This is a genomic window from Pseudomonas sp. 06C 126 (assembly GCF_001855215.1).
Taxonomy (GTDB): Bacteria; Pseudomonadota; Gammaproteobacteria; order Pseudomonadales; family Pseudomonadaceae; genus Aquipseudomonas; species Aquipseudomonas proteolytica.
This window is the reverse complement of sequence record NZ_MIFU01000001.1, coordinates 191,440-215,070: the sequence shown is the minus strand read 5'-3', so window position 1 is coordinate 215,070 and position 23,631 is coordinate 191,440. Positions and strand designations below refer to the sequence as shown.

Below are 23,631 nucleotides of genomic sequence, written 5' to 3'. Positions count from 1 at the left end.
AACCCACCTGCCCATGATCCATATCCCCAAAGCGGAATACACCCGCCGCCGCAAGGCGCTCATGGCGCAGATGGAACCCAACAGCATCGCGATCCTGCCCGCCGCCGCCGTGGCGATCCGCAATCGTGATGTCGAGCACGTGTACCGCCAGGACAGCGACTTCCAGTACCTGAGCGGCTTCCCCGAGCCCGAAGCGGTGATTGTGCTGATGCCTGGGCGCATTCACGGCGAATACGTGCTGTTCTGCCGCGAACGCAATGCCGAGCGCGAATTATGGGACGGCCTGCGCGCCGGCACCGAAGGCGCGATTCGCGAATACGGTGCCGACGATGCCTTCCCGATCACCGATATCGACGACATCCTGCCCGGCCTCATCGAAGGCCGGGACCGGGTGTACTCGGCCATGGGCAGCAATGCCGAATTCGACCGGCACCTGATGGAGTGGATCAACGTGATCCGCTCCAAGGCGCACCTCGGTGCGCAGCCGCCGAACGAATTCGTTGCCCTGGATCATCTGCTGCACGACATGCGCCTGTATAAATCCGCCGCAGAAGTGAAGGTGATGCGCGAAGCCGCGCGGATTTCCTGCGCCGCTCATATCCGGGCGATGCAGGCCAGCCGTGCCGGGTTGCATGAGTTCAGCCTGGAAGCCGAGCTGGACTACGAGTTCCGCCGGGGCGGGGCGAAGATGCCGGCCTATGGCTCCATCGTCGCGTCGGGGCGCAACAGTTGCATCCTGCACTACCAGCAGAATGACGCGCTGCTCAAGGACGGCGACCTGGTATTGATCGACGCCGGTTGTGAAATCGACTGCTATGCCAGCGATATCACCCGCACCTGGCCGGTCAATGGCAAGTTTTCCGCCGAGCAGAAGGCGATCTACGACATTGTGCTGGCCTCCCAGGAAGCCGCCTTTGCGCAGATCGCGCCGAACAAGCATTGGAACCAGGCCCATGAGGCGACGGTGCAAGTCATCACCGCCGGGCTGGTGAAGTTGGGCTTGTTGCAGGGTGATGTGGATGAGCTGATCGCCAGCGAAGCCTACAAGGCGTTCTATATGCACCGCGCCGGGCATTGGCTGGGCATGGATGTGCATGATGTCGGCGAGTACAAGGTCGGCGGCGAATGGCGGGTGCTGGAAGTGGGCATGGCCCTGACCGTGGAGCCGGGCATCTACATTGCCCCGGACAACCAGAACGTGGCAAAGAAATGGCGTGGCATAGGCGTGCGCATCGAGGATGACGTGGTGGTGACCAAGCAAGGCTGTGAAATTCTGACCGGTGGCGTGCCCAAGGGCGTGGCCGAGATCGAAGCATTGATGGCAGCAGCCCGATGAGCCGGGTCAACCTGGCCATTATCGGCGGCGGCCTGGTGGGCGCCAGCCTGGCGCTGGCGTTGCAGGCCGGGGCCAAGGCCCGGGGCTGGAAGATCGTGCTGATCGAACCCTTTGCTCCCGGCGACAGCTATCAGCCGAGCTACGACGCCCGCTCTTCGGCGCTGTCCTTTGGTGCGCGGCAGATCTATCAACGCCTGGGCGTATGGCAGGACATTTCCCGGCGTGCCGAGCCGATCAAGCAAATCCATGTTTCCGATCGTGGCCGCTTCTCTACCGCACGCTTGTCGGCGCTGGAGGAGGGCGTGCCGGCCCTGGGCTATGTGGTGGAAAACGCCTGGCTCGGGCAGTGCCTGTGGCAAGGCCTGGACAAAGACGTGATCAGTTGGCGCTGCCCGGCAGAAGTCAGCCGCATGGAGCCGCTGGCCGACGGCTACCGCCTGACCCTCAACGATGAAACCGTCATCGAATGCGACCTGGCGGTATTGGCCGATGGCGGCCGCTCCGGGCTGCGCGAGCAGTTGGGCATTGGCGTCAAGCAACGGCCTTACAACCAGAGCGCCCTGATCGCCAACATCACCCCCAGCGAAGCCCACAACGGCGAGGCGTTCGAGCGTTTCACCGACGAAGGCCCGATGGCCTTGCTGCCACTGGCGGACAACCGTTGCGCGCTGGTCTGGACCCGCGTCGGCATGGATGCCCAGCGCTTGGCGCAGTTGGATGAGCGCAGCTTCCTCAGTGAATTGCAGGGTGTGTTCGGCTACCGCCTGGGCACCTTGAAACAGGTCGGCGCGCGTCACTTGTATCCGCTGACGCTGGTGGAGGCCGAGGAGCAGGTGCGCTCGCACCTGGTGATCCTCGGCAACGCGGCCCACAGCCTGCACCCGATTGCCGGCCAGGGTTTCAACCTGTCCCTGCGTGATGCCTATGCGTTGGCCGAGGCCTTGCTGGCCGGGCCGGCGGTGCCGGGCGACCTGGCGACCTTGCAGGCTTACCGCGAACGCCAGCGCCTGGATCAGCAGATGACCGTGGGCTTCTCTGATCAGGTCACCCGCCTGTTCGGCAGCGGCCAGCCACTGGTCGCCATGGGCCGTAACCTCGGCCTGCTGGGCCTGGACCTGTTGCCGCCGGCCAAGCGCTGGTTCGCCCGGCAGGCCATGGGCCTGGGTACGCGTCCTGATGCGTAAGTGGCTGATCGAGCGCCTGGGCAAGGCGCGGTTATTGCGTTGGGTCATGACCTTGTACCCGCCGTATCTGGGCGCAGGGATCAGCGTGCAGCATATGAGCGCGGACTTTCGTCATGTGAAGGTGCGGATGGGGCTGGGCTGGTACAACCGCAACTATGTCGGTACGCAGTTTGGCGGCAGCCTGTATTCGATGGTCGACCCGTTCTACATGCTGATGCTGATGGAGAACCTGGGGCGCGACTACATCGTCTGGGACAAAGCGGCGAGCATCGATTTCATCTCGCCGGGCAAAGGCCCGGTGTTTGCCGAGTTCTCCATCGACCAGGCCTTGCTGGATGAGGTGCTGCGGCAGACCGAGGGCGGCGATAAATACTTGCCGCGCCTCCAAGTGCAGATTCACGACGGCTCCGGCACCCTGGTGGCGCGAGTCGACAAAACCCTTTACGTGCGGCGCAAGCCGCCAGCGAAGCAGGCATAAAGCATGGACATGCGCGCAGATGTGCTGATTGTCGGGGCCGGAATGGTCGGAAGCGCCTTGGCGCTGGCGTTGCAAGGCAGTGGCCTGCAAGTGCTGCTGCTCGACGGTAGCCCGTTGAGCGTCAAGCCATTTGATGCCGACGCTCCGTTTGAACCACGGGTGAGCGCCTTGTCGGCTGCCAGCCAGCGCATCCTCGAACGCCTGGGCGTGTGGGACGGCATCGCCAGCCGCCGCGCCAGTCCCTACGGCGAGATGCAGGTGTGGGATGGCAGCGGCACCGGGCAGATCCACTTTTCGGCGGCCAGTGTGCATGCCGAGGTGTTGGGGCATATCGTCGAAAACCGCGTGGTCCAGGACGCCTTGCTCGACCGCCTGCACGACTGCGACCTGGGCCTGCTGGCCAATGCGCGCCTGGAACAGATGCGCCGCTCCGGCGATGACTGGCTGCTGACCCTCGCTGATGGCCGCACCCTGCGCGCGCCGTTGGTGATCGCGGCCGACGGCGCCAATTCGGCGGTGCGCCGCCTGACGGGCACTGCTACCCGCGAATGGGATTACCTGCACAACGCCATTGTCACCAGCGTGCGCAGCAGCCAACCGCACCAGCGCACGGCCTGGCAGCGCTTTACCGACCATGGTCCGCTGGCATTCCTGCCACTGGTGCGCGATGGCCAGGAAGATTGGTGTTCGATCGTCTGGTCGACCACACCGAGCGAGTCCGAACGCTTGATGGCCCTGGACGACGAAAGCTTCTGCCGCGAACTGGAGCGCGCCTTTGAAGGCCGCCTGGGCAGCGTGATCAGCGCCGATCCACGCCTGTGTGTACCGTTGCGCCAGCGCCACGCCAAGCGTTACGTCGCCGAAGGCCTGGCCCTGATTGGCGATGCCGCCCATGTCATCCACCCGTTGGCGGGGCAGGGCGTGAACCTGGGATTCCTCGACGCGGCGGTGTTGGCCGAGGTGCTGCTGCAGGCGTCCGAGCGCGGTGAACGCTTGGCGGATGTGAAGGTGCTCAGTCGCTACGAGCGCCGGCGCATGCCCCACAACCTGGCGCTGATGGCGGCGATGGAGGGCTTTGAACGGTTGTTCCAGGCTGACCAACTGCCGTTGCGCTGGTTGCGCAATGCCGGGTTGAAGATGGTCGACCAGATGCCGGAGGCCAAGGCGGTATTTGTGCGCCAGGCATTGGGATTGACTGGGGATCTACCGGAACTGGCCAAAGCCTGAGGCCGGTTGCCGCACCCCGGAAGCCAATCACGCAACATCTCGTAACGCCTCCACCCAGTGTTCGGTTGAGATGCTAAATGTGAGTCCTTATCATTTGCGCTCACTTTTCCTACGAGAGACCGCACCTATGTTGGCACCCAAGCGCCTCCTGACTGCCCTGGCACTCACCCTTATCGCCAGCACCACCGTCCAGGCGGCTGACGAAGTGGTGGTCTACTCCTCTCGTATCGACGAGTTGATCAAGCCGGTGTTCGATGCCTACACCAAGAAAACCGGTGTACAGGTGAAGTTCATCACCGACAAGGAAGCGCCGCTGATGCAGCGCATCAAGGCCGAAGGCCAGAACGCCACCGCCGACCTGCTGTTGACCGTCGATGGCGGCAACCTCTGGCAAGCCGAGCAGATGGGCATTTTGCAGCCGTTCACCTCCAAGGTGATCGACGCCAACATCCCTGCGCAATATCGCGCTTCAAGCCATGCCTGGACCGGCTTGAGCCTGCGGGCGCGGACCATCGCCTACTCCACCGACCGTGTGAAGCCGGGTGAGTTGACCACCTACGAAGCCCTGGCCGACAAGCAATGGGAAGGCCGCCTGTGCCTGCGCACCGCGAAGAAGGTTTATAACCAGTCGCTGACCGCCACCCTGATCGAGACCCATGGCGCGGACAAGACCGAGGAGATCATCAAGGGCTGGGTCAACAACCTGTCCACCGACGTGTTCTCCGATGACATCGCCGTATTGCAGGCAATCAATGCCGGGCAGTGCGATGTGGGCATCGTCAATACCTACTACTACGGGCGCCTGCACAAGCAGGATCCGAAGCTGGCCGTGAAACTGTTCTGGCCTAACCAGGGCGACCGTGGCGTGCACGTCAACCTGTCGGGCATTGGCCTGACCAAATACGCCCCGCACCCGGACGCCGCCAAGGCCCTGGTGGAATGGATGACTACGCCTGAGGCGCAGAAGATCTTTGCCGACGTCAACCAGGAGTTCCCGGCCAACCCGGCGGTCGAGCCTTCGGCTGAAGTGGCGAGCTGGGGCAAGTTCAAGGCTGACACCTTGCCGGTGGAAGTCGCGGGCAAGCGCCAGGCCGAGGCGATTCGCCTGATGGATCGCGCAGGCTGGAACTGAGTACAATTTGTAAGGCTTCACAAATCTAATGTGGGAGCTGGCTTGTGTGGGAGCTGGCTTGCCTGCGATGCAGACACCTCGGTGTATCAGCGATACCGGGGTGATGCTATCGCAGGCAAGCCAGCTCCCACACAAGCCCGCTCCCACAGTGGTTTGTGTATGTCTCCAAATCATCCACTGCTTGGGAATTTCTTTTGGCCCACCCCGCCCAACGCCGCTGGTACCTGCCGGTCTTCACTGTCGCTGCCCTGGTGCTGCTGCCGCTGAGTGTCCTGCTGCTGTCCTGGCAAAGCATTGACACGCAAATCTGGTCGCACCTGTGGGACACCCAGATGCCGCGCCTGCTGGGCAACACCTTGACCCTGGTGTTGGGGGTCGGGGTTGGCGTAACGGTGTTGGGCGTGAGCCTGGCCTGGCTGACCAGCCTCTGTGAATTCCCCGGCCGGCGCTGGCTGGACTGGGCGTTGATGCTGCCGTTTGCCATCCCGGCGTATGTCCTGGCGTTTGTCTTCGTGGGCCTGCTGGATTTCTCCGGGCCGGTGCAGACCCTGCTGCGTGAGTGGTTCGGCACAGGCCTGCGCTTGCCGCGCGTGCGCTCCACCAGTGGCGTGATCATCGTGTTGGTGCTGGTGTTCTATCCCTACGTCTACCTGCTGGCGCGCACCGCCTTTCTGGCGCAGGGCAAGGGCTTGATGGAGGCGGCGCGGGTGCTGGGCCAATCACCCTGGCAGGCATTCTGGCGGGTGGCCCTGCCCATGGCGCGCCCGGCCATCGGCGCCGGCGTGGCCCTGGCGCTGATGGAAACCCTGGCGGATTTCGGCGCGGTGTCGGTGTTTAACTTCGACACCTTCACCACCGCCATCTACAAGACCTGGTACGGCTTTTTCAGCCTGTCCAGCGCCGCGCAACTGGCAAGCCTGTTGCTGTTGGTGGTGATGCTGGTGCTCTACGGCGAGCGCCGGGCCCGTGGCGCCAGCCGCCCGAGCAACGAGCGGCCACGGGGCAAGGCGCTGTATCACCTGCATGGGTTCAAAGCCGCCGCCGCGACTGGCTGGTGCGCCCTGGTGTTTGCCTGCGCGTTTGTCATTCCGATGATCCAACTGCTGGCCTGGTTCTGGCAGCGCGGGCGTTTCGACCTCGACGAGCGTTACACCGGGCTGATCGTACATACCCTTTACCTGGGCGGCATGGCCGCGCTGATCACCGTCAGCGTGGCGCTGCTGCTGGCGTTTGCCAACCGCCTGGCGCCGACCCGGGCCATCCGCTCCGGGGTGAGCCTGGGTAACCTGGGCTACGCCTTGCCGGGTTCGGTATTGGCGGTGTCGATCATGTTGGCGTTCAGCTATCTGGATCGCGAGTTGGTGATTCCGCTTTCCAGCTGGTTGGGAGGCGCGGGCAAGCCTTTGCTGCTGGGCAGCCTGTCGGCCCTGGTGATGGCTTATCTGGTGCGCTTCCTGGCCGTGGCCTATGGCCCGCTGGAAAACAGCCTGGCGCGCATCCGCCCATCCTTGCCGGAAGCAGCGCGTAGCCTGGGGGTCAGTGGGCCACGACTGTTTTGCAAAGTGTATCTGCCGCTCTTGCTACCAGGCACCTTGAGTGCAGCCTTGCTGGTATTTGTCGATGTGCTCAAGGAAATGCCCGCGACCCTGCTGATGCGCCCATTCGGCTGGGATACCCTGGCCGTGCGCATCTTCGAGATGACCAGCGAAGGCGAGTGGGCGCGTGCCTCCTTGCCTGCACTGACCCTGGTATTGGTCGGCCTGTTGCCGGTCATCGGCTTGATCCGACGTTCGGCGCGACGAATCGGTTAGGTGCCAGTCCTACGGCTTGAGGCTACAATGCGCGGCATTCGGTGCGGCCCGTCTTTCGGGCAGGGTGGCTGATTGTGGCTGCAGGCCTTGTATTTCAAGGTGTGTAGCCCGAACGGCGACCGTCCGCACCTTCGCCACGCCCGGAAGGAGAAACCCATGGGACAGCGTACGCCTCTGTATGACCTGCATCTCGCCCTCGGCGCGAAAATGGTCGATTTTGGCGGTTGGGATATGCCTCTGCACTACGGCTCGCAAGTCGAGGAGCACCATCAGGTGCGCCGTGACTGTGGGGTGTTTGATGTTTCCCACATGACCGTGATCGACATCTCGGGCCATCAGGCCAGGGAGTGGCTACAGTACCTGCTGGCCAATGATGTCGGTCGTTTGCATGGCTGCGGCCATGCGCTGTACAGCGCCATGCTCAACGAGCAGGGCGGGGTGGTGGACGACATGATTGTCTACCGCACCGAAGACGGTTACCGGCTGGTGGTCAACGCGGCCACCCGCGACCAGGATATCGCCTGGATGCAGGCCCAGCTGGGCAGCTACAAGGTAATGATGCGTGAGCGCCCGGACCTGGCCATGCTGGCTATCCAGGGGCCCCAGGCCCGACACAAGATTGCCGAACTGGTCACCCAGTCTCGTGGCGTGTTAATCCACCAGCTCAAGCCCTTCGAGGGCCGTGCCGACGGCGACTGGTTCATCGCGCGCACGGGCTATACCGGCGAAGATGGCCTGGAAATCGTCCTGCCCGCCGACCAGGCCCCGGGTTTTTTCAACGACCTGGTCGGGGCGGGCATCTCGCCCATCGGCCTGGGCGCGCGCGACACCCTGCGCCTGGAGGCCGGCATGAACCTTTACGGCCAGGATATCCACCTGAATGTGTCCCCTCTGGCCGCCAATATGGCCTGGAGCATCGCCTGGGAACCCGCCAGCCGCGCGTTCATCGGGCGTGCGGCCCTGGAAGCCGAGCGTGAGGCTGGGGTTCAGCTCAAACTGGTGGGTCTGGTGCTGGAGGAGCGTGGGGTTTTACGCGCTCACCAGGTGGTTCGTATCGCCGATGTTGGCGAAGGAGAGATCACCAGTGGTAGTTTCTCTCCTACGCTGAGTAAATCCATTGCCCTGGCGCGTGTACCGATGGCAACCGCCGACCGCGCCGAGGTAGAGATTCGCGGCAAATGGTACCCGGTGCGAGTGGTCAAGCCGACCTTCGTGCGCCATGGCAAAACCTTGATCTAACCTTTTCCGGCAGGCCAATGGCTGCTGACATTTCTTTTGAGGACACAGACTATGAGCAATATCCCTGCCGAACTGCGTTTTGCCGAAAGCCACGAATGGGCACGCCTGGAAGCTGATGGCTCGGTGACCGTCGGGATCTCCGATCACGCCCAGGAAGCACTGGGTGATGTGGTCTTCGTTGAGTTGGCTGAAGTGGGCAAGGTATTTGCTGCAGGCGACGCAGCGGGCGTCGTGGAATCAGTGAAGGCTGCTTCGGATATTTACTCGCCAGTGTCGGGTGAAGTGATTGCGGTCAACGAGGATCTGACCGATGCCCCTGAGTCGCTCAACGAAAAGCCGTATGAGGCGTGGATCTTCAAGGTCAAGCCAAGCAATACCGCCGAACTGGAAAAACTGCTGGATGCCGCCGGCTACAAGGCTGCCATCGGCGAGTAACACCCCCCCCCCTGTGTAGGAGCCGGCAAGCCGGCTCCTACAACAAAGGTCAGGGCTTGAGCACCTGCTTCACCGCCGCAACCGCGCGCTCTACATCCGCCTTGGTCATCGCCGTAAACATCGGCAGCGACACAATCAAACGCCCGACTCGTTCTGCCACCGGGAACATGCCTTCCTTGAACCCCTGTGCCCGGTACAAACTCAGCAGATGGATCGGCGGGTAGTGATAGCCAATGCCCACGCCCTGGGCCTGCATCAGCTCCATGAACGTGGCGCGGGCTGGCAGGCCATCCTGGCGCTCAGGCAGTACCAGCTGGAACAAGTGCCAGTTGCTGTTTTCGAAGTCGGCAGGTGGCAACTGCGCGCCGTATGTCGCCTCGAAATCGCTGCCAAAACACTCGAAGTAATGCCGGGCCAGGGCCTGTCGATGGGCAGTGATCTGCTCGATGTTGGCAAATTGGCCCAGGCCAACCGCCGCGGCGACATCGGTCATGTTGAACTTGCCGCCCAGCACATCCACATCCAGGCCATCGAAGCCGCTGCGAGTCACGCCTTGCAGCCGGTACTTTTCCGCCAGGCGTGCTTCTTCGGCGTTGTTCAACACCAGGCAGCCGCCTTCGCAAGAGGTGATGTTCTTGTTTGCCTGGAAGCTGAACGAGACAAAATCCCCGGTGGCGCCGATCCTCTGGCCATCCCAGCTGGACCCGAGCGCCTGTGCGGCATCTTCGACGACACGCAGCCCGTACTTGTTGGCCAGGGCATAGAGCATCGGCATATCCAGCGGCAGGCCGGCCAGGTACACCGGGATAATCGCCTTGGTACGCGGTGTGATAGCGGCTTCCAGTTGGGCCAGGTCAATATTGCGGGTCACGGGGTCGATATCGGCAAACACCGGCGTGGCGCCCACCTCCAGAATCACGTTGGCGGTCGCCACCCAGGAAATCGGTGTGGTGATCACCTCATCCCCTTGGCCAACCCCGGCGATGCGCAGGGCGATTTCCATGGTGCAGGTGCCGGAGTTGAAGGTGCGCACCGGCCGTCCACCAAAGTACTCCGATAGCTGTGCTTCGAACGCCTGCACCTTTGGCCCGCTGGTGATCCAGCCCGAGCGCAACACATCACCGACCGCCGCAATGGTGGCTTCGTCAATGCTGGGTTTTGAAAACGGCAGGAAAGGCAGTTGGCTCATGATGTTGAAGGTACCCGCAGGAGAAAGACCAAGAATAAAAACTCAAATCAACCCCGGCATCGTCGCACGGGGCAACTGAATATAGCCTGTCGCCTGTAAACGTATCGTCGAAAAACAGGCAAAAAAAAGCCGCTCTAAAGCGGCTTTTTCACGCACCGGATTTACTCGGCAGCAACTGCGTTTTTCGCCAGGATGGCGTTGGCCAACTCCATGTCGGTGGCTTTCAGGCCTGGATTGTCTGCCCGCACCTTCTGCATGGCGGCTTCCAGGTATGGGCCACGGATACCGCCGTCACTGGCGACGAAGCTGCCGGCGTCGTCCTGGGCGGCGACGACCAGCTTGTGGTCCTTGAAGGTCAGGTACGTCGAGCCGGTGGTGGCGCCCGATGAGATGACATTACGCCAGAAGCTGTCGGCCATGGCCGATCCAACTGGGAGGGAAAGCACGGCGAGGGTGGCGACAGCATATTTGAGACGCATGATGGGTGACTCCGACTGGGTTATCTGAACAGTTTGATTGTAGATAACCCGGTCGAGTTCCATGGCTGACTAAACAGTTTCAATGCGCATAATCACGCCATCCTGGCCAATCACCCGTACTTGAGCCCCTACAGGTGCGTCAGGCCCGGTGACCATCCACACGCCATCGCCGACCTTGATTTTGCCCCGCCCGTCGATAATCGCCTGATGCACCACAAAGGTGCGGCCAATCAGCTCCGAACCGCGCATGTTCAGGCCCGGCTGGTCGCTGGCCTTGGCGCTGCTGCGCTGGCGCTTCCACCAGTACACCGCCGTCAGGATGGACAGCACCGCAAACAGCAGCAGTTGCAGCTCCAGCCCAAGCCCCGGGATCAGGAACTTGAGCACTCCCACGGCCGCTGCGGCGATCCCCATCCACAGCAGATAACCGCCGGCACCAAACACTTCAAGAATCAGCAGCACCGTGCCCAGCGCCAGCCAATCCCAGAACGACAGGTGTTGCAGGAATTCCCACATGGTGCGGGCCTCAGGCTTTCTTGTTGTCGAAGGTGGCCTTGACGATTTCGCCGATGCCTCCCACTGCGCCAATGACCTGGCTGGCTTCCAGCGGCATCAGGATGACTTTGCTGTTGTTGGCAGAAGCGAGCTTGCCCAGGGCATCGATGTACTTTTGCGCGACGAAGTAGTTGATGGCTTGCACGTTACCGGTGGCGATCGCTTCCGATACCACCTGCGTGGCACGGGCCTCTGCCTCGGCCTGACGTTCACGGGCCTCGGATTCAAGGAATGCGGCCTGGCGACCACCTTCAGCCTCGAGGATCTGCGCCTGCTTCTTGCCTTCGGCGGTCAGGATGGCGGAGGCGCGCAGGCCTTCGGCTTCGAGGATCTGGGCACGCTTGATACGCTCGGCTTTCATCTGGCCGGACATGGCGGCCATCAGGTCGGCGGGCGGGCTGATGTCCTTGATCTCGATACGGGTGATCTTGATGCCCCAAGGTGCGGTGGCTTCATCGACCGTGCGCAGCAGCTTCTCGTTGATGCCGTCGCGCTGGCTGAGCATGGCATCCAGTTCCATCGAGCCGAGCACCGTACGGATGTTGGTTTGCAGCAGATTGCGGATCGCATGTTCGAGGTTGTTGACCTCATAGGCCGCCTGGGCGGTGTTCACCACCTGGAAGAAACACACCGCGTCGATCTGCACTGTGGCGTTATCGGCGGTGATCACTTCCTGGGGCGGAATATCCAGCACGCTTTCCATCACGTTGATCTTGCGCCCGATGCGGTCCATCACAGGAATGATGATATTCAGGCCAGGCTTGAGCGTGTTGGTGTAGCGGCCGAAGCGTTCCACGGTCCACTGGTAGCCCTGGGGCACGACCTTGAAGCCCATGAACAGGATGGCGATGGCCAAGCCTACGAAGAGGAGAAGCACTGTTCCGATCTGCATAACGATTCCTTGTCTGGTGGTGGCGGTGACGCGAAGTCTGTCGATTGTAACGGGCTTGCCGCAGATAAGAACGGTTTACTCGTTCGCTGGTGTGACCCGTAGCACTTCCCCCAGTGTGGTCAGCCCCGCAGCCACCTTGTGCGCACCTGCCAGACGCAGGCTGTGCATGCCGCCCTTGAGCGCTTCGCGGCGCAGTGCCTGCAAGTCGGTGTCGGCACTGACCAGGGCCCTGGCCCCGTCATTCATCAGCATGATTTCGTAGACCCCGATACGCCCGCGATAGCCACTTTCGCGGCACTCTACGCAGCCATTGGCGCGGTAGACGCTGGCGGGTGGTGCCACGCAGGATTGGGTAGCGCTGTGCCAAGCGTCCTGGTTCAACGCCGTCGGGCTTTTACAGTGTGGGCACAACCGCCGCACCAGGCGCTGGGCCATGACCCCAAGCAAAGTGGCCTTGATCAAGTAATGGGGAATGCCCAGTTCCAGCAGGCGGCTTATCGCGCTGGGAGCGTCGTTGGTGTGCAGGGTCGACAGTACCAGATGACCGGTCAAGGCCGCCTGGATCGCCATTTCAGCGGTTTCCAGGTCGCGGATCTCGCCGATCATGATGATGTCCGGGTCTTGGCGCATGAGCGCGCGGATGCCGCTGGCGAAGGTCAGGTCGATATTGTGCTGGACCTGCATCTGGTTGAAGGCCGGCTCCACCATCTCGATGGGGTCTTCCACCGTGCACAGGTTCACCGTGCGGGAAGCCAGTTGCCGCAGGGTGGTATAGAGGGTGCTGGTCTTGCCTGACCCGGTGGGGCCGGTGACCAGGATGATGCCGTTGGCCTGGGCGGTCATTTGCTGCCAGCGCTGCAGGTCATCGGCCGACAGCCCCAGTTGCTGGAAATCCTGGAGCAGCACCTGGGGATCGAAAATCCGCATCACCAGCTTCTCGCCGAAGGCCGTGGGCAGGGTCGAAAGACGCAACTCCACTTCGATACCCGTGGGCGTCTTGGTCTTGACCCGGCCATCCTGGGGCTTGCGCTTCTCGGCGACATTCATCCGCCCGAGGCTTTTCAGGCGGCTGACCACGGCGGTCGTGACCTGGGGCGGAAACTGATAGACATCGTGCAGTAAGCCGTCGATACGGAAGCGCACGCGGCCCTGGTCGCCGCCCGGCTCGATATGGATATCGCTGGCGCGCTGGCCGAAGGCAAATTGCAGCAGCCAGTCGACAATATTGACGATATGCGCGTCGTTGGCGTCGGGCTCCTGGTCGCCGGCACCGAGGTTGAGCAACTGCTCGGCAGGGGGCGCCGTGGGGTTGGTCTGGTCGGCCCCGCTGACCGACCTGGCCAGCCGGAAGAACTCCTGGGTACAACTGCGGATCGCCTGGGGGTTGGCGACCACGCGCTTGATCGAGCGCTTCAACACATGAGCCAGCCCCGCTTCCCACTCACACAGGTAGGGTTCGGCGCTGGCCACCGTCACGCTGTCGCGATCCAGGGCGACGGCGAGGATATGGTGGCGCTGGGCGAAGGCATGGGACATCAGCGGCACCACGCTCGCCACATCGATTTTCAGTGGGTCGATGCGCAGATAGGGCTGGTCTACATGACTGGCGAGCCATTGGGTCAGCCGTTCCAGTGATAGCGACAGGCCAGGCCGCGCGGGGTCGGGCAGTGACTGGCCGGCGAGAAACTCCAGCGGGTGCAGGCCATTGGCCGGAGTTCGCCGCAAGCGTTCGGCCAGGGCAGTGTCGATCAAGCCATGGGCGGTGAGGGCGGGCAGCAGTTCGTCGAGGCAAAGCCTGCGATCCTGGCGTTGTGGCGCAACGGGCATGGGGGTTTCCTGGGCGGTTTCATGTGGTAGCGCCAAGGCTAGTTCCATCCTGGTCGCTGTCGCCCAGAGGGTTATTGCCGGTTTTTACTGAGCCATCGCTTGTACGGTCTGCAACCTTGTGGATTCAACAGGTTGCAGCTCCAGCGAGCACACGCTGATCAGGTTACGAAGTTTTTCACCGATCACCTGGGCGCGGTGCCAGCTCAGGCCGTCCATCACTACGTCGATGTTCAGCAGGTCATCGTCGCGTGTCACGTTCACCTGTTGCGGCACGAGGAACTGCAAAGCGAAGTAGTTCAGGATTCGGCACAGCACATCGGGCTCGGCTTCGGCGAGGATCTGGTAGCGCGCCTGGCAATGGCTATTGCTGACTGCCCAGGCATCGACGCGGGTGGGGCTGGCTGGGACTGAATGCATGGCCGTTCTCCAAATTTGACTGGAGAAATTTTTACATGAGCTGTGGGGTATTTCTTATCTATGTTTGAGTGATATGCCTTATAAATGAATAGCACAATTCGAGCGTACGGGATTAAAGGGTATTTTTATGCACAGTGAGTTGGACGTCTACGACCGCCGGATCCTGGCACTGCTGCAGGAAGACGCGTCACTCTCCAGCGCGCAGATTGCCGAACAGGTCGGTCTGTCGCAGTCGCCTTGCTGGCGGCGGATCCAGCGGCTCAAGGAAGAGGGGGTGATTCGCGCCCAGGTGACGTTGCTCGACCGCAAGAAGATTGGCCTCAACACGCAGATTTTTGCCGAGGTCAAACTCAACGCCCACGGGCGGTCCAACTTCACGGAGTTCACCGAGGCGATCCGCGGGTTCCCGGAGGTGCTGGAGTGTTATGTGCTGATGGGGGCGGTGGATTTTCTGTTGCGCATTGTCACCTCGGATATCGAGGCGTATGAGCGGTTTTTCTTTGAGAAGTTGTCGATGGTGCCGGGGATACAGGAGGTCAACTCGATTGTGGCGTTGTCGGAAATCAAGTCGACCACCAGCCTGCCAGTGTTGCGCTGAAAGGGCTGCTGTGGCGAGCGGGCTTGCCCCGCGCTGGGCTGCGTAGCAGCCCCAAAACCTGTCGCCTCGGTCCACCTGAAAAAAATCAGTTGGTCTTGGTTGGTTGGGGCTGCTACGCAGCCCAGCGCGGGGCAAGCCCGCTCGCCACAAGAAGTCGGCTCTCCACAGCAAGCCAGAGGGCGCTTACAGACGCAGCAAAGTCTTCCACGCACGATTCTGATACACCGCAATCACCTGATGCATCCGCGCATCCAGCGATTCGTCGGTGATTGGCAGGTTGGCCAGGGCCGCCAACTTGTTCAGCTCACCGTACAAACGATCCAGCTCCGGGATTTCCAGCAGGTGCCGGGCATGGTGCAGCCAAGCCTGCAGACGCTCGATGCGCGGCAGTTGCTCGGCGAGGTCTTCGGGCTGTTGCTGGTAGCGCGGCAGGCGCAGGGCGACGGCTTCGTCGGCCAGCAAGCGCGGCAGCCAGTTGGCGACCTGGGCGGCGCCCTGGCGGTTGCCGCGCACGTTGCGGTCCTGGGTCCAGGTGCGGGCCAGCAGCCAGCGCGAAGTGTTCAGTGAGAACAGGCCCCAGCGCACGTCGGTCAATTCTTCGAGGAACTGTTCCGGCGCGGCCTTGCGCACGTCTTCATCGTCTTCACCGGCCTGGACCAGTGGGCGCCAGTCTTCCAGCAGGGCGTCGAGCGCGCTGCGCAGTTCGCTGGTGGATTGACGTGGTGCGGCCTGGCCGAGGCTACCGATCAGGGCGCGCATTTCGGCGAGGTTTTCTACCCAGTCCTGCAACAGGCGCCAGTGGCCGTTGAAACGGTACTGCTCGGCCAGGCGCTGGCTGCTGCCCAGCAGGTGCCAGGTCAGCGCGGCGAAGACGTCATCCAAAGGCATTTGTGGTTGCAGTTGTGGGGCCGGCAGGCTCAGGGAGTAGCTGCTGGCGTCGAACAGGCGGTAGCCGCGCTCGGCCTTGCTGATATCGCACGGCATCAGCGCCAGGGTCTGGGCCAGTTCGGCAGCCAGTTCCAGCAGGGCGGCGGGTTCGCCTTCGCGCAATTCCAGTTCCAGCTCGCAGATTTCTTCCTTCTGCTTGCCGGCAATCACATGGCCCAGGTCCAGGGCGGCTTCGATCACCACCTTGGCCTTGCCACGGCCCCAGGCGATCTCGGCACGTTCGCGCACGAAGTCGGTGGTGAAAATTGGCTTGAGAGTCTTTTTGTCCAGCTCGGCCAATTGCTCGGGCCAGCATTCGCCGTCGAGTTTCTTCACGTCGAGCTTGGCTTTGGGCAGTTTCCAGTCGTATTCATTACGTTCCGACAAGCCGGCAACGCTGTGGCCGCGGGTCTTGAGGGTCTGGATCACTTCGTCGCCATCCTTGCGCAGGCGCAGGGCAACCTTGGCCTGGGCCAGGTCGCGCTCGGGGGTGTCGAAGTACTGATTCATCAACTCACGGCGTTCCCAGCCACTTTTGTTGCGTTTTTTCAGGAGCGGGTGCTCACGCAGCGCAGCGAGGGTCTCGCGGCTGACGCGGAGCTTGATTTCGGTTTCTTTTTGCATGGCCGGAACATCCAGGATCGGGAGTGCAGCCGGGGGAAAATGTGGCTGCCAAGGTCGTGCAGTGTACAGGACTGAGCCCGGCAACGTGCCGCAACGGGTTTATTGTGCAGCGCAGATGGTTCTATGATGGGTTTCATCTGTGGAAGTTGAGAGACAGCGCATGCCTTTACCGTCCATGAAAGAACAATTTGCCGCTCTGATTGCTGCGCCCTCTGTCAGTTGTACCCAAGCGTCTCTCGACCAGACCAACCGCCCGGTGATCGATCTGCTCGCCACCTGGCTTGGCGACCTGGGCTTTGCCTGCGAGATCCAGCAGGTCAGCCCTGGCAAGTTCAACCTGCTGGCCAGCTTCGGCAGCGGGCCCGGCGGCCTGGTGCTGGCAGGGCATAGCGATACCGTGCCGTACGATGAAGCGCTATGGCAGACCGATCCTTTGAAGTTGACGGAAGTGGACGGGCGCTGGGTAGGACTGGGTAGCTGCGACATGAAAGGCTTTTTCGCGCTGGCCATCGAAGCGGTCCTGCCGCTGCTCGACCAACCGTTCAAGCAGCCGCTGTTGATCCTTGCCACCTGTGATGAAGAAAGCTCCATGGCCGGCGCCCGCGCGCTGGCTGCGGCCGGTCGCCCGCTGGGGCGGGCTGCGGTGATTGGCGAGCCCACGGGCCTCAAGCCGATCCGCCTGCACAAGGGCGTGATGATGGAACGTATCGACATCCTCGGGCGCAGTGGTCACTCGTCAGACCCAAGCCTGGGCCACAGCGCCCTCGAAGCCATGCATGACGCCATGGGCGAGCTGCGCGGCCTGCGCCTGGCCTGGCAGCGGGAGTATCGCAACCCACAGTTCAGCGTGCCCCAGCCCACCTTGAATTTTGGCTGCATCCACGGCGGCGACAACCCCAACCGCATTTGCGGCCAATGCTCCCTGGAATTCGACCTGCGGCCCTTGCCCGGCATGGATCCGCAGGTGCTGCGCGACGCCATCCAGCAGAAACTGCGGCCCATCGCCGAACGCCATCAGGTGCAGATCGACTATGCGCCGCTGTTCCCCGAAGTGCCGCCTTTCGAGCAGCCTGAAGATGCCGAGCTGGTGCGGGTCGCGGAACGATTGACCGGCCATCGTGCCGAAGCAGTAGCGTTCGGCACTGAAGCGCCTTATCTTCAGCGCCTTGGTTGTGAAACCCTGGTGCTCGGCCCTGGGGATATTGCCTGCGCCCACCAGCCGGGCGAGTACCTTGAAATGTCACGCTTGACGCCTACAGTGCGTCTATTGCGGGAATTGATTGAACACTACTGCCTCAAACCTGCATAAATTAACCCCATTGCATCCCGTACTTAGAAGGAGAGCGAGCGTGTCGCCAAGCCTGTTCCGACGATAACCATCAGCCCGCTGTGCGTTTAGCGATTCATTCTTTTTTTGGCTGCTTTTTATAACAGGCCCAGGTTTATGCCCGAATACGTCAATTGGCTTCGTCACGCTTCGCCTTACATCAATGCCCACCGTGACTGCACCTTTGTGGTCATGCTGCCGGGCGACGGTGTTGATCATCCCAACTTCGGCAACATCGTCCACGACCTGGTGCTGCTGCACAGCCTCGGCGTGCGCCTGGTGCTGGTGCATGGTTCGCGCCCGCAAATCGAAACCCGCCTCGCCGCTCGCGGCCTGACCCCGCATTACCACGATGGCATGCGCATCACCGATGCCGCGACCCTGGAGTGCGTGATCGACGCGGTCGGCCACTTGCGTATTGCTATCGAAGCACGACTGTCCATGGACATGGCGTCTTCGCCAATGCAGGGCTCGCGCCTGCGGGTAGCCAGTGGCAACCTGGTGACCGCACGGCCGATCGGCGTGCTGGACGGTATCGATTACCACCATACCGGCGAAGTGCGCCGGGTCGACCGCAAGGGCATCAACCGCCTGCTGGACGAACGCTCCATTGTCGTACTGTCGCCATTGGGCTATTCGCCGACCGGGGAGATTTTCAACCTGGCCTGCGAAGACGTCGCCACCCGCGCCGCCATCGACCTGGGCGCCGACAAGCTGCTGTTGTTTGGCGCCGACCTGGGCCTGATCGACGAAAACGGCCGACTGGTGCGCGAGCTGCGTCCGCAGCAAGTACCGGCGCACCTGCAACGCCTGGGCAACAACTACCAGGCCGAACTGCTGGATGCGGCGGCCGAGGCCTGTCGTGGGGGCGTGGGGCGCAGCCATATCGTCAGTTATGTCGAAGACGGTGCGCTGTTGACCGAACTCTTTACCCGGGACGGCGGCGGTACGCTGGTGGCCCAGGAGCAGTTCGAACTGGTGCGGGAGGCGGCGATTGAAGACGTCGGCGGCCTGCTGGACCTGATCAGCCCACTGGAAGAGCAGGGCATTTTGGTGCGCCGCTCGCGGGAAGTGCTGGAGCGGGAAATCGAACAGTTCAGCGTGGTGGAGCGCGAAGGCATGATCATCGCGTGCGCCGCGCTGTACCCCATTGCCGACTCGGAGGCGGGTGAGCTGGCGTGCCTGGCGGTCAATCCGGAATATCGCCATGGCGGCCGTGGTGATGAGCTGCTCGAGCGCATCGAAACCCGCGCCCGCACCCAAGGCTTGAAGACCCTGTTCGTGCTGACGACCCGTACCGCCCACTGGTTCCGCGAGCGCGGCTTTGTGCCAAGCAGCGTGGATCGCCTGCCGTCGGCGCGGGCTTCGCTGTACAACTTCCAGCGTAATTCGAAGATCTTCGAGAAGACCCTGTAAACACGGTATTCGGTACACCCAATACCTAATGTGTGCGGGCTTGCTCGCGAAGGCAGTGTGTCAGTCAGCACATTTATTGACTGGCACACCGCCTTCGCGAGCAAGCCCGCTCCCACATTCTTTGTCCGGGTTTATTCTTTGATGAATTTTCCGGTCACGTAGGCTGAATAGTCCGGTAGCACTGTCTCTACTTTCCCTTGTTCCTTGAGAAACTTCGCCGTATCTCCAATGGCCTTGGCTGTCCCACCATTAAGCAAGGCGTCGGTTTGCTGCGCCCGGGCATCGGGGAAGGTGCTGCCTTCCAGCAGTTCTGGAATATCTGCGGCGTTTGCGCCGGTCAACCTGGCGATCTTCTGCACCGGCGCCGAATCCACCGTCCAACTGGCTTTATGGGCCGCATACTCGGCAAACGAATCCAGGGTGACCTTGGCAAACTTGGCCACCACCTCAGGATGCTTCTCGGCAAAATCCTTGCGCGCCACCCACACCTCGAACGTCGGCGCGCCCCATTGGCCGACCTGGGCAGCATCGGTGAGGATCTTGCCGGTCTTGCGGATTTCCCCCAGGGCCGGCGACCAGACAAACGCCCCGTCGATATCCCCGCGTTTCCAGGCTGCGGCAATTTCGCCTGGTTGCAGGTTCACCACTTTGACCTGCTTTGTGTCCAGGCCCCAGTGTTTCAAGGCCCCGAGCAGGCTGTAGTGGGATGTGGAGACAAAAGGCGTGGCGATGGTTTTGCCGATCAGGTCGTTGGGTGCGTCAATGTGACTGTCGTTGCGCACTACCAAAGCTTCAGAACTATTGATCTGGGCCGATACGATGAACGCTACGATGGGTAGGTTACGGGATGCGGCGGCCGCCAACGGGCTGGAGCCGAGGTTGCCGATCTGCACATCGCCGGAGGCAATCGCGGTGACCACTTGCGGGCCGCTGTTGAAGCGGCGCCAGTCGATCTGCTGGCCGATGACTTGCTCATAAACACCGTCGGCCTGGGGCACTTTGCTGGGGTCAATCCCGGTTTGGTAACCGATGGTGAGATTGGCGGCTTGCACGCCAAAAGAAAGTGTAAGCGATAGTAAAACTGTAACAAATTGACTAGAGGATGCGCGTTTGGCCATGATGGCGTCGCCTTTTTGATCGTGAGTGACGTGTGCGAGATTTTGCTCACACTAAACGATCTAAAAAATGGCCAATAAATACCCTTTAGGAATTAGCTTATGGAGCGATACCCCGCTGCGGGATCGTCGCATCATGGAAAGTGTTATTCCTGAATAGTATGAAAAAGGATGAAATAATTCTTTTTGGGTGTATGAAAAACTCATTACCCTGCAGGGACCAAATCAACTGCGGTTAGACGAAGGTAGTAGACACACAAGGTTGCGATTGACTTGTCAGTCACTATCTGGCGCTAATCGCGCGTCTGTGGATCGAGGGCGTCAGACCCGAGACCAAAGAACTACAAAAATTAGAAACGAGAGGAGCGGTACATGAAGAAGTCCACATTGGCGTTCGCCATCGCGGCTGGGGTTTTGGCTCAGCAAGCTGGCGCCGCTGGTTTTGTTGAAGACACCAAGGCATCCGTAAGTTCTCGGACCCTGTATTTTGATAACGATCAGCGTGAAGGCGGCGCTGACCAGCGCGAAACGGCCACCGGCCTGAAGTTCAACGTCCAGTCTGGTTTCACTGAAGGCACGGTCGGCTTTGGTATCGATGCCCAGGCATTGGTCGGCTTTCACCTAGATGGTGGCCGTGGTCATCACCCAGACAACAACTCCTTTGTTCCAAGCGACACCGACGGTTCGGCCGTGAGCAGCTGGAGCAGCGCGAGCGCCAACGTAAAGGCTCGTTTTTCCAAGACCGAGGCCCATCTGGGCGGGGCCCTGGCCCCGAACCTGCCGGTCGTGATCGCAAGCGATGGCCGTCTGCTGCCGCAAACCTTTGAAGGCGGCACCATCACCTCCAAAGAAATCGACAACGTGACGTTCAATGCCGGTCAACTTGAACACGCCACTGGCCGTGCCTCGAGCAACAGCACTGGCCTGTCGGTTGCAGGCGCCAGCCAGGAAAGCAACAAGTTCCGTTATGGCGGTGCTGACTGGAAGGTCACCAAAGACCTGACCTTGCAGTACTACTACGCCAACCTGGAAGACTTCTATAAGCAGCACTTCCTGGGTCTGGTTCACGTCTACCCGATCACCGAAGGTCAGTCGTTCAAAACCGACGTGCGCTACTTCGATAGCAGCTCCGACGGCAAGAACGGCCAGGCTGGCTACCAGTTCAACAACAATGGTGGTTATGCGAAGGACGCAGGCGAAGTCAATAACAAAACCTGGAGCGCCATGTTCACCTATAGCCTGGGTGGCAGTGCGTTCATGGTCGGCCATCAGCGTGTCAACGATGACGGCGGTTTCGTCTGGCTGAACCAGGGCGGTGTTGTCGACGGCAACGGTCGTAACGAAGGCGCCGGCGGTTCCAGCTTCTACCTCTTCACCGATAGCATGATCAACTCCTTCGTGCGTGCGGGTGAAAACACCACCTTCGGTCAGTACTCCTATGACTTCGCTGCATTGGGCGTTCCAGGTTTGAAAACCTCGATTGCTTACCTGCATGGCGACAACATCAAAGCCAAGAACGGTGGCAGTGACCAGTCCGAGTGGGAACGCGATATGCGTATCGACTACACCATTCAGCAGGGCGCTCTCAAAGGCTTTGGCACCACCCTGCGTCACGGTGTCTATCGCGGTAGCGGCACTGGCATTCAGGACCAGGACCAGACTCGTCTGATCTTCAACTACACTTACAGCTTCCTGTAAGAACCGTTGAGAAAAAAACCTCGCGATAATTGCGAGGTTTTTTTTGCCCAGAAATTGGTCAATCAACGCACCGCTTCATATTCCTTTATGGTCTAAATAAATCGATATTTATTCTTTTTAAAATCTCATCGGCGCAGGCACAGTGGGTTCCATAAGCACTCATCAGGAGCCACACCATGAGCCTCAGACTGGGCGATATCGCCCCCGACTTTGAACAGGATTCCAGCGCCGGCAAGATTCGTTTCCACGAGTGGCTGGGCGATAGCTGGGGCGTGCTGTTTTCCCACCCGGCGGACTTCACCCCGGTGTGCACCACCGAGCTGGGCTTCACCGCCAAGCTCAAGGATGAGTTCGCCAAGCGTGGGGTCAAGGCCATTGCCCTGTCGGTGGACCCGGTGGACTCCCACCACAAGTGGATCGAAGACATCAACGAAACCCAGAACACCCTCGTCAACTTCCCGATCCTGGCCGATGCCGACCGCAAGGTCTCGGACCTTTACGACCTGATCCACCCCAATGGCAACGACACCCTTACCGTGCGTTCGCTGTTCGTGATCGACCCGAACAAAAAGATTCGCCTGACCATCACCTACCCGGCCAGCACCGGGCGCAACTTCCACGAAATCCTGCGGGTCATCGACTCGTTGCAACTGACCGACAACTACAAAGTCGCCACTCCGGCCAACTGGCAGGACGGTGATGAAGTGGTGATCGTGCCGTCGCTCAAGGATGAGGATGAGATCAAGCAGCGCTTTCCCAAGGGCTATCGCGCGGTCAAGCCGTATCTGCGGCTGACCCCACAACCTAATCGTTAACCTGAATCCAATGTGGGAGCGGGCTTGCTCGCGAATGCGGTGGATCAGCAAGAAATGTGCTGACTGATACGCCGCATTCGCGAGCAAGCCCGCTCCCACAGGTTGATCGCATTTCAGTGCTCACATAGCAGGGGTTTTCAGGCCGTTTCGACGGCCTTTTTTTTCGCCTTATAAATGATTTTTCTTATATGCAATTTAAGAATAAACAAATGAAAAAATAAGATTTATAGATATATGAATCTGCTGATAAGGTCTGTTCCATCTTGGCGCCATCGCCGCACCGCGAACCGCCGACACTTGCTCAAGGAAACTCCCGATGCTGGTCGTAACACTTGGTGGCAGTCCCAGTCAGCGTTCCCGCTCCGGGGTCTTGCTGGATCACTCCCGGCGCTGGTTGCAGCAGCAAGGCGTGGAAGTGGTGAGTTATCAGGTACGGGACTTCCCGGCCGAAGATTTGTTGTATGCCCGCTTCGACAGCCCGAAGGTCCTCGACCTGCTGGCCCAGGTGGCCAATGCCGATGGTTTGCTGATTGCCACGCCGGTGTACAAGGCGTCGTTTTCCGGCGCGCTGAAAACCGTCCTCGACCTGCTGCCGGAACGCGCCCTGGCCCACAAAGTGGTATTGCCCATGGCCACCGGCGGCAGCATTGCCCACATGCTGGCGGTGGACTACGCCTTGAAGCCAGTGCTGTCGGCACTCAAAGCCCAGGAGCTGCTGCACGGGATTTTTGCCGAGGACAGCCAGATCGCCTACGGCGAAGGCAGTGCCCAGGCGCAGCTGGTGCCGATCCTTGAACAACGCTTGAGCGAAGCCCTGGAACAGTTCTACAGCGCCATGGCCCGCCGCCCGCAACCGCTAGACCCCCATGTGTTGAATGAACGTTTGTTGAGTGCTCGCTGGAGCATCTAA

At 61.1% G+C, this 23,631-nt stretch carries 22 protein-coding genes; 14 read left to right on the top strand and 8 right to left on the bottom strand.

The features are described from left to right. The first annotated feature begins 13 nt into the window (after positions 1-13). From pepP to gcvH, 8 genes are all read left to right on the top strand, one after another. Complete coding sequence (gene pepP / locus BHC62_RS01015) at positions 14-1,336, top strand: Xaa-Pro aminopeptidase (protein ID WP_029289518.1); 1,323 nt, start codon at positions 14-16, stop codon at positions 1,334-1,336. Then, entirely contained in the window at positions 1,333-2,520 is a 1,188-nt protein-coding gene (gene ubiH / locus BHC62_RS01010) for a 2-octaprenyl-6-methoxyphenyl hydroxylase (protein WP_029289515.1), read from the top strand. The genes pepP and ubiH overlap by 4 nt, the downstream gene beginning before the upstream one ends. Next, positions 2,513-2,998, top strand: a complete 486-nt coding sequence (locus BHC62_RS01005) for a DUF4442 domain-containing protein (protein WP_029289513.1) — start codon at positions 2,513-2,515, stop codon at positions 2,996-2,998. Before ubiH ends, BHC62_RS01005 begins: the two co-directional genes overlap by 8 nt. Before the next feature lie 9 nt (positions 2,999-3,007). Continuing rightward, positions 3,008-4,225 (top strand): 2-octaprenyl-3-methyl-6-methoxy-1,4-benzoquinol hydroxylase, encoded by a 1,218-nt coding sequence (locus BHC62_RS01000; protein ID WP_169871364.1) that lies wholly within the window; start codon positions 3,008-3,010, stop codon positions 4,223-4,225. 127 nt (positions 4,226-4,352) lie between these two features. Continuing rightward, positions 4,353-5,357, top strand: a complete 1,005-nt coding sequence (locus BHC62_RS00995) for an extracellular solute-binding protein (protein ID WP_029289509.1) — start codon at positions 4,353-4,355, stop codon at positions 5,355-5,357. 194 nt (positions 5,358-5,551) lie between these two features. After that, complete coding sequence (locus BHC62_RS00990; RefSeq protein ID WP_070994014.1) at positions 5,552-7,168, top strand: iron ABC transporter permease; 1,617 nt, start codon at positions 5,552-5,554, stop codon at positions 7,166-7,168. Between the two features lie 156 nt (positions 7,169-7,324). Continuing rightward, positions 7,325-8,407: a glycine cleavage system aminomethyltransferase GcvT gene (gene gcvT, locus BHC62_RS00985; RefSeq protein WP_070994013.1), complete on the top strand. Its 1,083-nt coding sequence runs from the start codon at positions 7,325-7,327 to the stop codon at positions 8,405-8,407. A 51-nt stretch (positions 8,408-8,458) separates the two neighbouring features. Next, the gene (gene gcvH / locus BHC62_RS00980) at positions 8,459-8,842 is read left to right on the top strand and encodes a glycine cleavage system protein GcvH (RefSeq protein WP_029289503.1); all 384 of its coding nucleotides are present in this window, start codon (positions 8,459-8,461) and stop codon (positions 8,840-8,842) included. A gap of 49 nt (positions 8,843-8,891) precedes the next feature. Here gcvH and BHC62_RS00975 read toward each other — a convergent pair whose 3' ends face one another. The 6 genes from BHC62_RS00975 to BHC62_RS00950 all read right to left on the bottom strand — a co-directional run bounded on the left by BHC62_RS00975 (position 8,892) and on the right by BHC62_RS00950 (position 14,201). Beyond that, positions 8,892-10,031: a DegT/DnrJ/EryC1/StrS aminotransferase family protein gene (locus tag BHC62_RS00975; RefSeq protein ID WP_070994012.1), complete on the bottom strand. Its 1,140-nt coding sequence runs from the start codon at positions 10,029-10,031 to the stop codon at positions 8,892-8,894. 161 nt (positions 10,032-10,192) lie between these two features. Continuing rightward, the gene (locus tag BHC62_RS00970) at positions 10,193-10,510 is read right to left on the bottom strand and encodes a DUF2388 domain-containing protein (protein ID WP_029289499.1); all 318 of its coding nucleotides are present in this window, start codon (positions 10,508-10,510) and stop codon (positions 10,193-10,195) included. A gap of 69 nt (positions 10,511-10,579) precedes the next feature. Beyond that, positions 10,580-11,026, bottom strand: a complete 447-nt coding sequence (locus BHC62_RS00965) for an NfeD family protein (protein WP_029289497.1) — start codon at positions 11,024-11,026, stop codon at positions 10,580-10,582. Positions 11,027-11,036: 10 nt separating this feature from the next. Beyond that, a complete protein-coding gene (locus tag BHC62_RS00960) occupies positions 11,037-11,957 on the bottom strand; it encodes an SPFH domain-containing protein (RefSeq protein ID WP_027608388.1) in 921 nt (306 codons plus the stop codon). 75 nt (positions 11,958-12,032) lie between these two features. Continuing rightward, positions 12,033-13,784: a GspE/PulE family protein gene (locus tag BHC62_RS00955; protein WP_070994011.1), complete on the bottom strand. Its 1,752-nt coding sequence runs from the start codon at positions 13,782-13,784 to the stop codon at positions 12,033-12,035. Between the two features lie 84 nt (positions 13,785-13,868). After that, positions 13,869-14,201: a hypothetical protein gene (locus BHC62_RS00950; RefSeq protein WP_029289492.1), complete on the bottom strand. Its 333-nt coding sequence runs from the start codon at positions 14,199-14,201 to the stop codon at positions 13,869-13,871. A 127-nt stretch (positions 14,202-14,328) separates the two neighbouring features. On the opposite strand from BHC62_RS00950, the gene BHC62_RS00945 reads away from it, so the two are divergent. Beyond that, the gene (locus BHC62_RS00945; protein ID WP_029289490.1) at positions 14,329-14,799 is read left to right on the top strand and encodes an Lrp/AsnC family transcriptional regulator; all 471 of its coding nucleotides are present in this window, start codon (positions 14,329-14,331) and stop codon (positions 14,797-14,799) included. A gap of 183 nt (positions 14,800-14,982) precedes the next feature. Here the strand turns inward: BHC62_RS00945 and BHC62_RS00940 are convergent, their stop codons facing one another. Next, entirely contained in the window at positions 14,983-16,350 is a 1,368-nt protein-coding gene (locus tag BHC62_RS00940) for an inorganic triphosphatase (protein WP_070994010.1), read from the bottom strand. 160 nt (positions 16,351-16,510) lie between these two features. Between BHC62_RS00940 and argE the strand changes: the two genes are divergently transcribed. Then, a complete protein-coding gene (gene argE, locus BHC62_RS00935; protein ID WP_029289486.1) occupies positions 16,511-17,659 on the top strand; it encodes an acetylornithine deacetylase in 1,149 nt (382 codons plus the stop codon). Positions 17,660-17,794: 135 nt separating this feature from the next. Further along, positions 17,795-19,093 (top strand): amino-acid N-acetyltransferase, encoded by a 1,299-nt coding sequence (gene argA, locus BHC62_RS00930; RefSeq protein ID WP_029289484.1) that lies wholly within the window; start codon positions 17,795-17,797, stop codon positions 19,091-19,093. A 131-nt stretch (positions 19,094-19,224) separates the two neighbouring features. Here argA and tauA read toward each other — a convergent pair whose 3' ends face one another. Further along, positions 19,225-20,211, bottom strand: a complete 987-nt coding sequence (tauA, locus tag BHC62_RS00925) for a taurine ABC transporter substrate-binding protein (RefSeq protein ID WP_070994009.1) — start codon at positions 20,209-20,211, stop codon at positions 19,225-19,227. Between the two features lie 369 nt (positions 20,212-20,580). Here tauA and BHC62_RS00920 point away from each other — a divergent pair, with 369 nt between their 5' ends. From BHC62_RS00920 to ssuE, 3 genes are all read left to right on the top strand, one after another. Continuing rightward, the gene (locus BHC62_RS00920) at positions 20,581-21,906 is read left to right on the top strand and encodes an OprD family outer membrane porin (RefSeq protein WP_029289480.1); all 1,326 of its coding nucleotides are present in this window, start codon (positions 20,581-20,583) and stop codon (positions 21,904-21,906) included. Positions 21,907-22,082: 176 nt separating this feature from the next. Further along, complete coding sequence (locus tag BHC62_RS00915; RefSeq protein WP_070994008.1) at positions 22,083-22,721, top strand: peroxiredoxin; 639 nt, start codon at positions 22,083-22,085, stop codon at positions 22,719-22,721. A 316-nt stretch (positions 22,722-23,037) separates the two neighbouring features. After that, positions 23,038-23,631 (top strand): NADPH-dependent FMN reductase, encoded by a 594-nt coding sequence (gene ssuE / locus BHC62_RS00910; RefSeq protein ID WP_038444301.1) that lies wholly within the window; start codon positions 23,038-23,040, stop codon positions 23,629-23,631.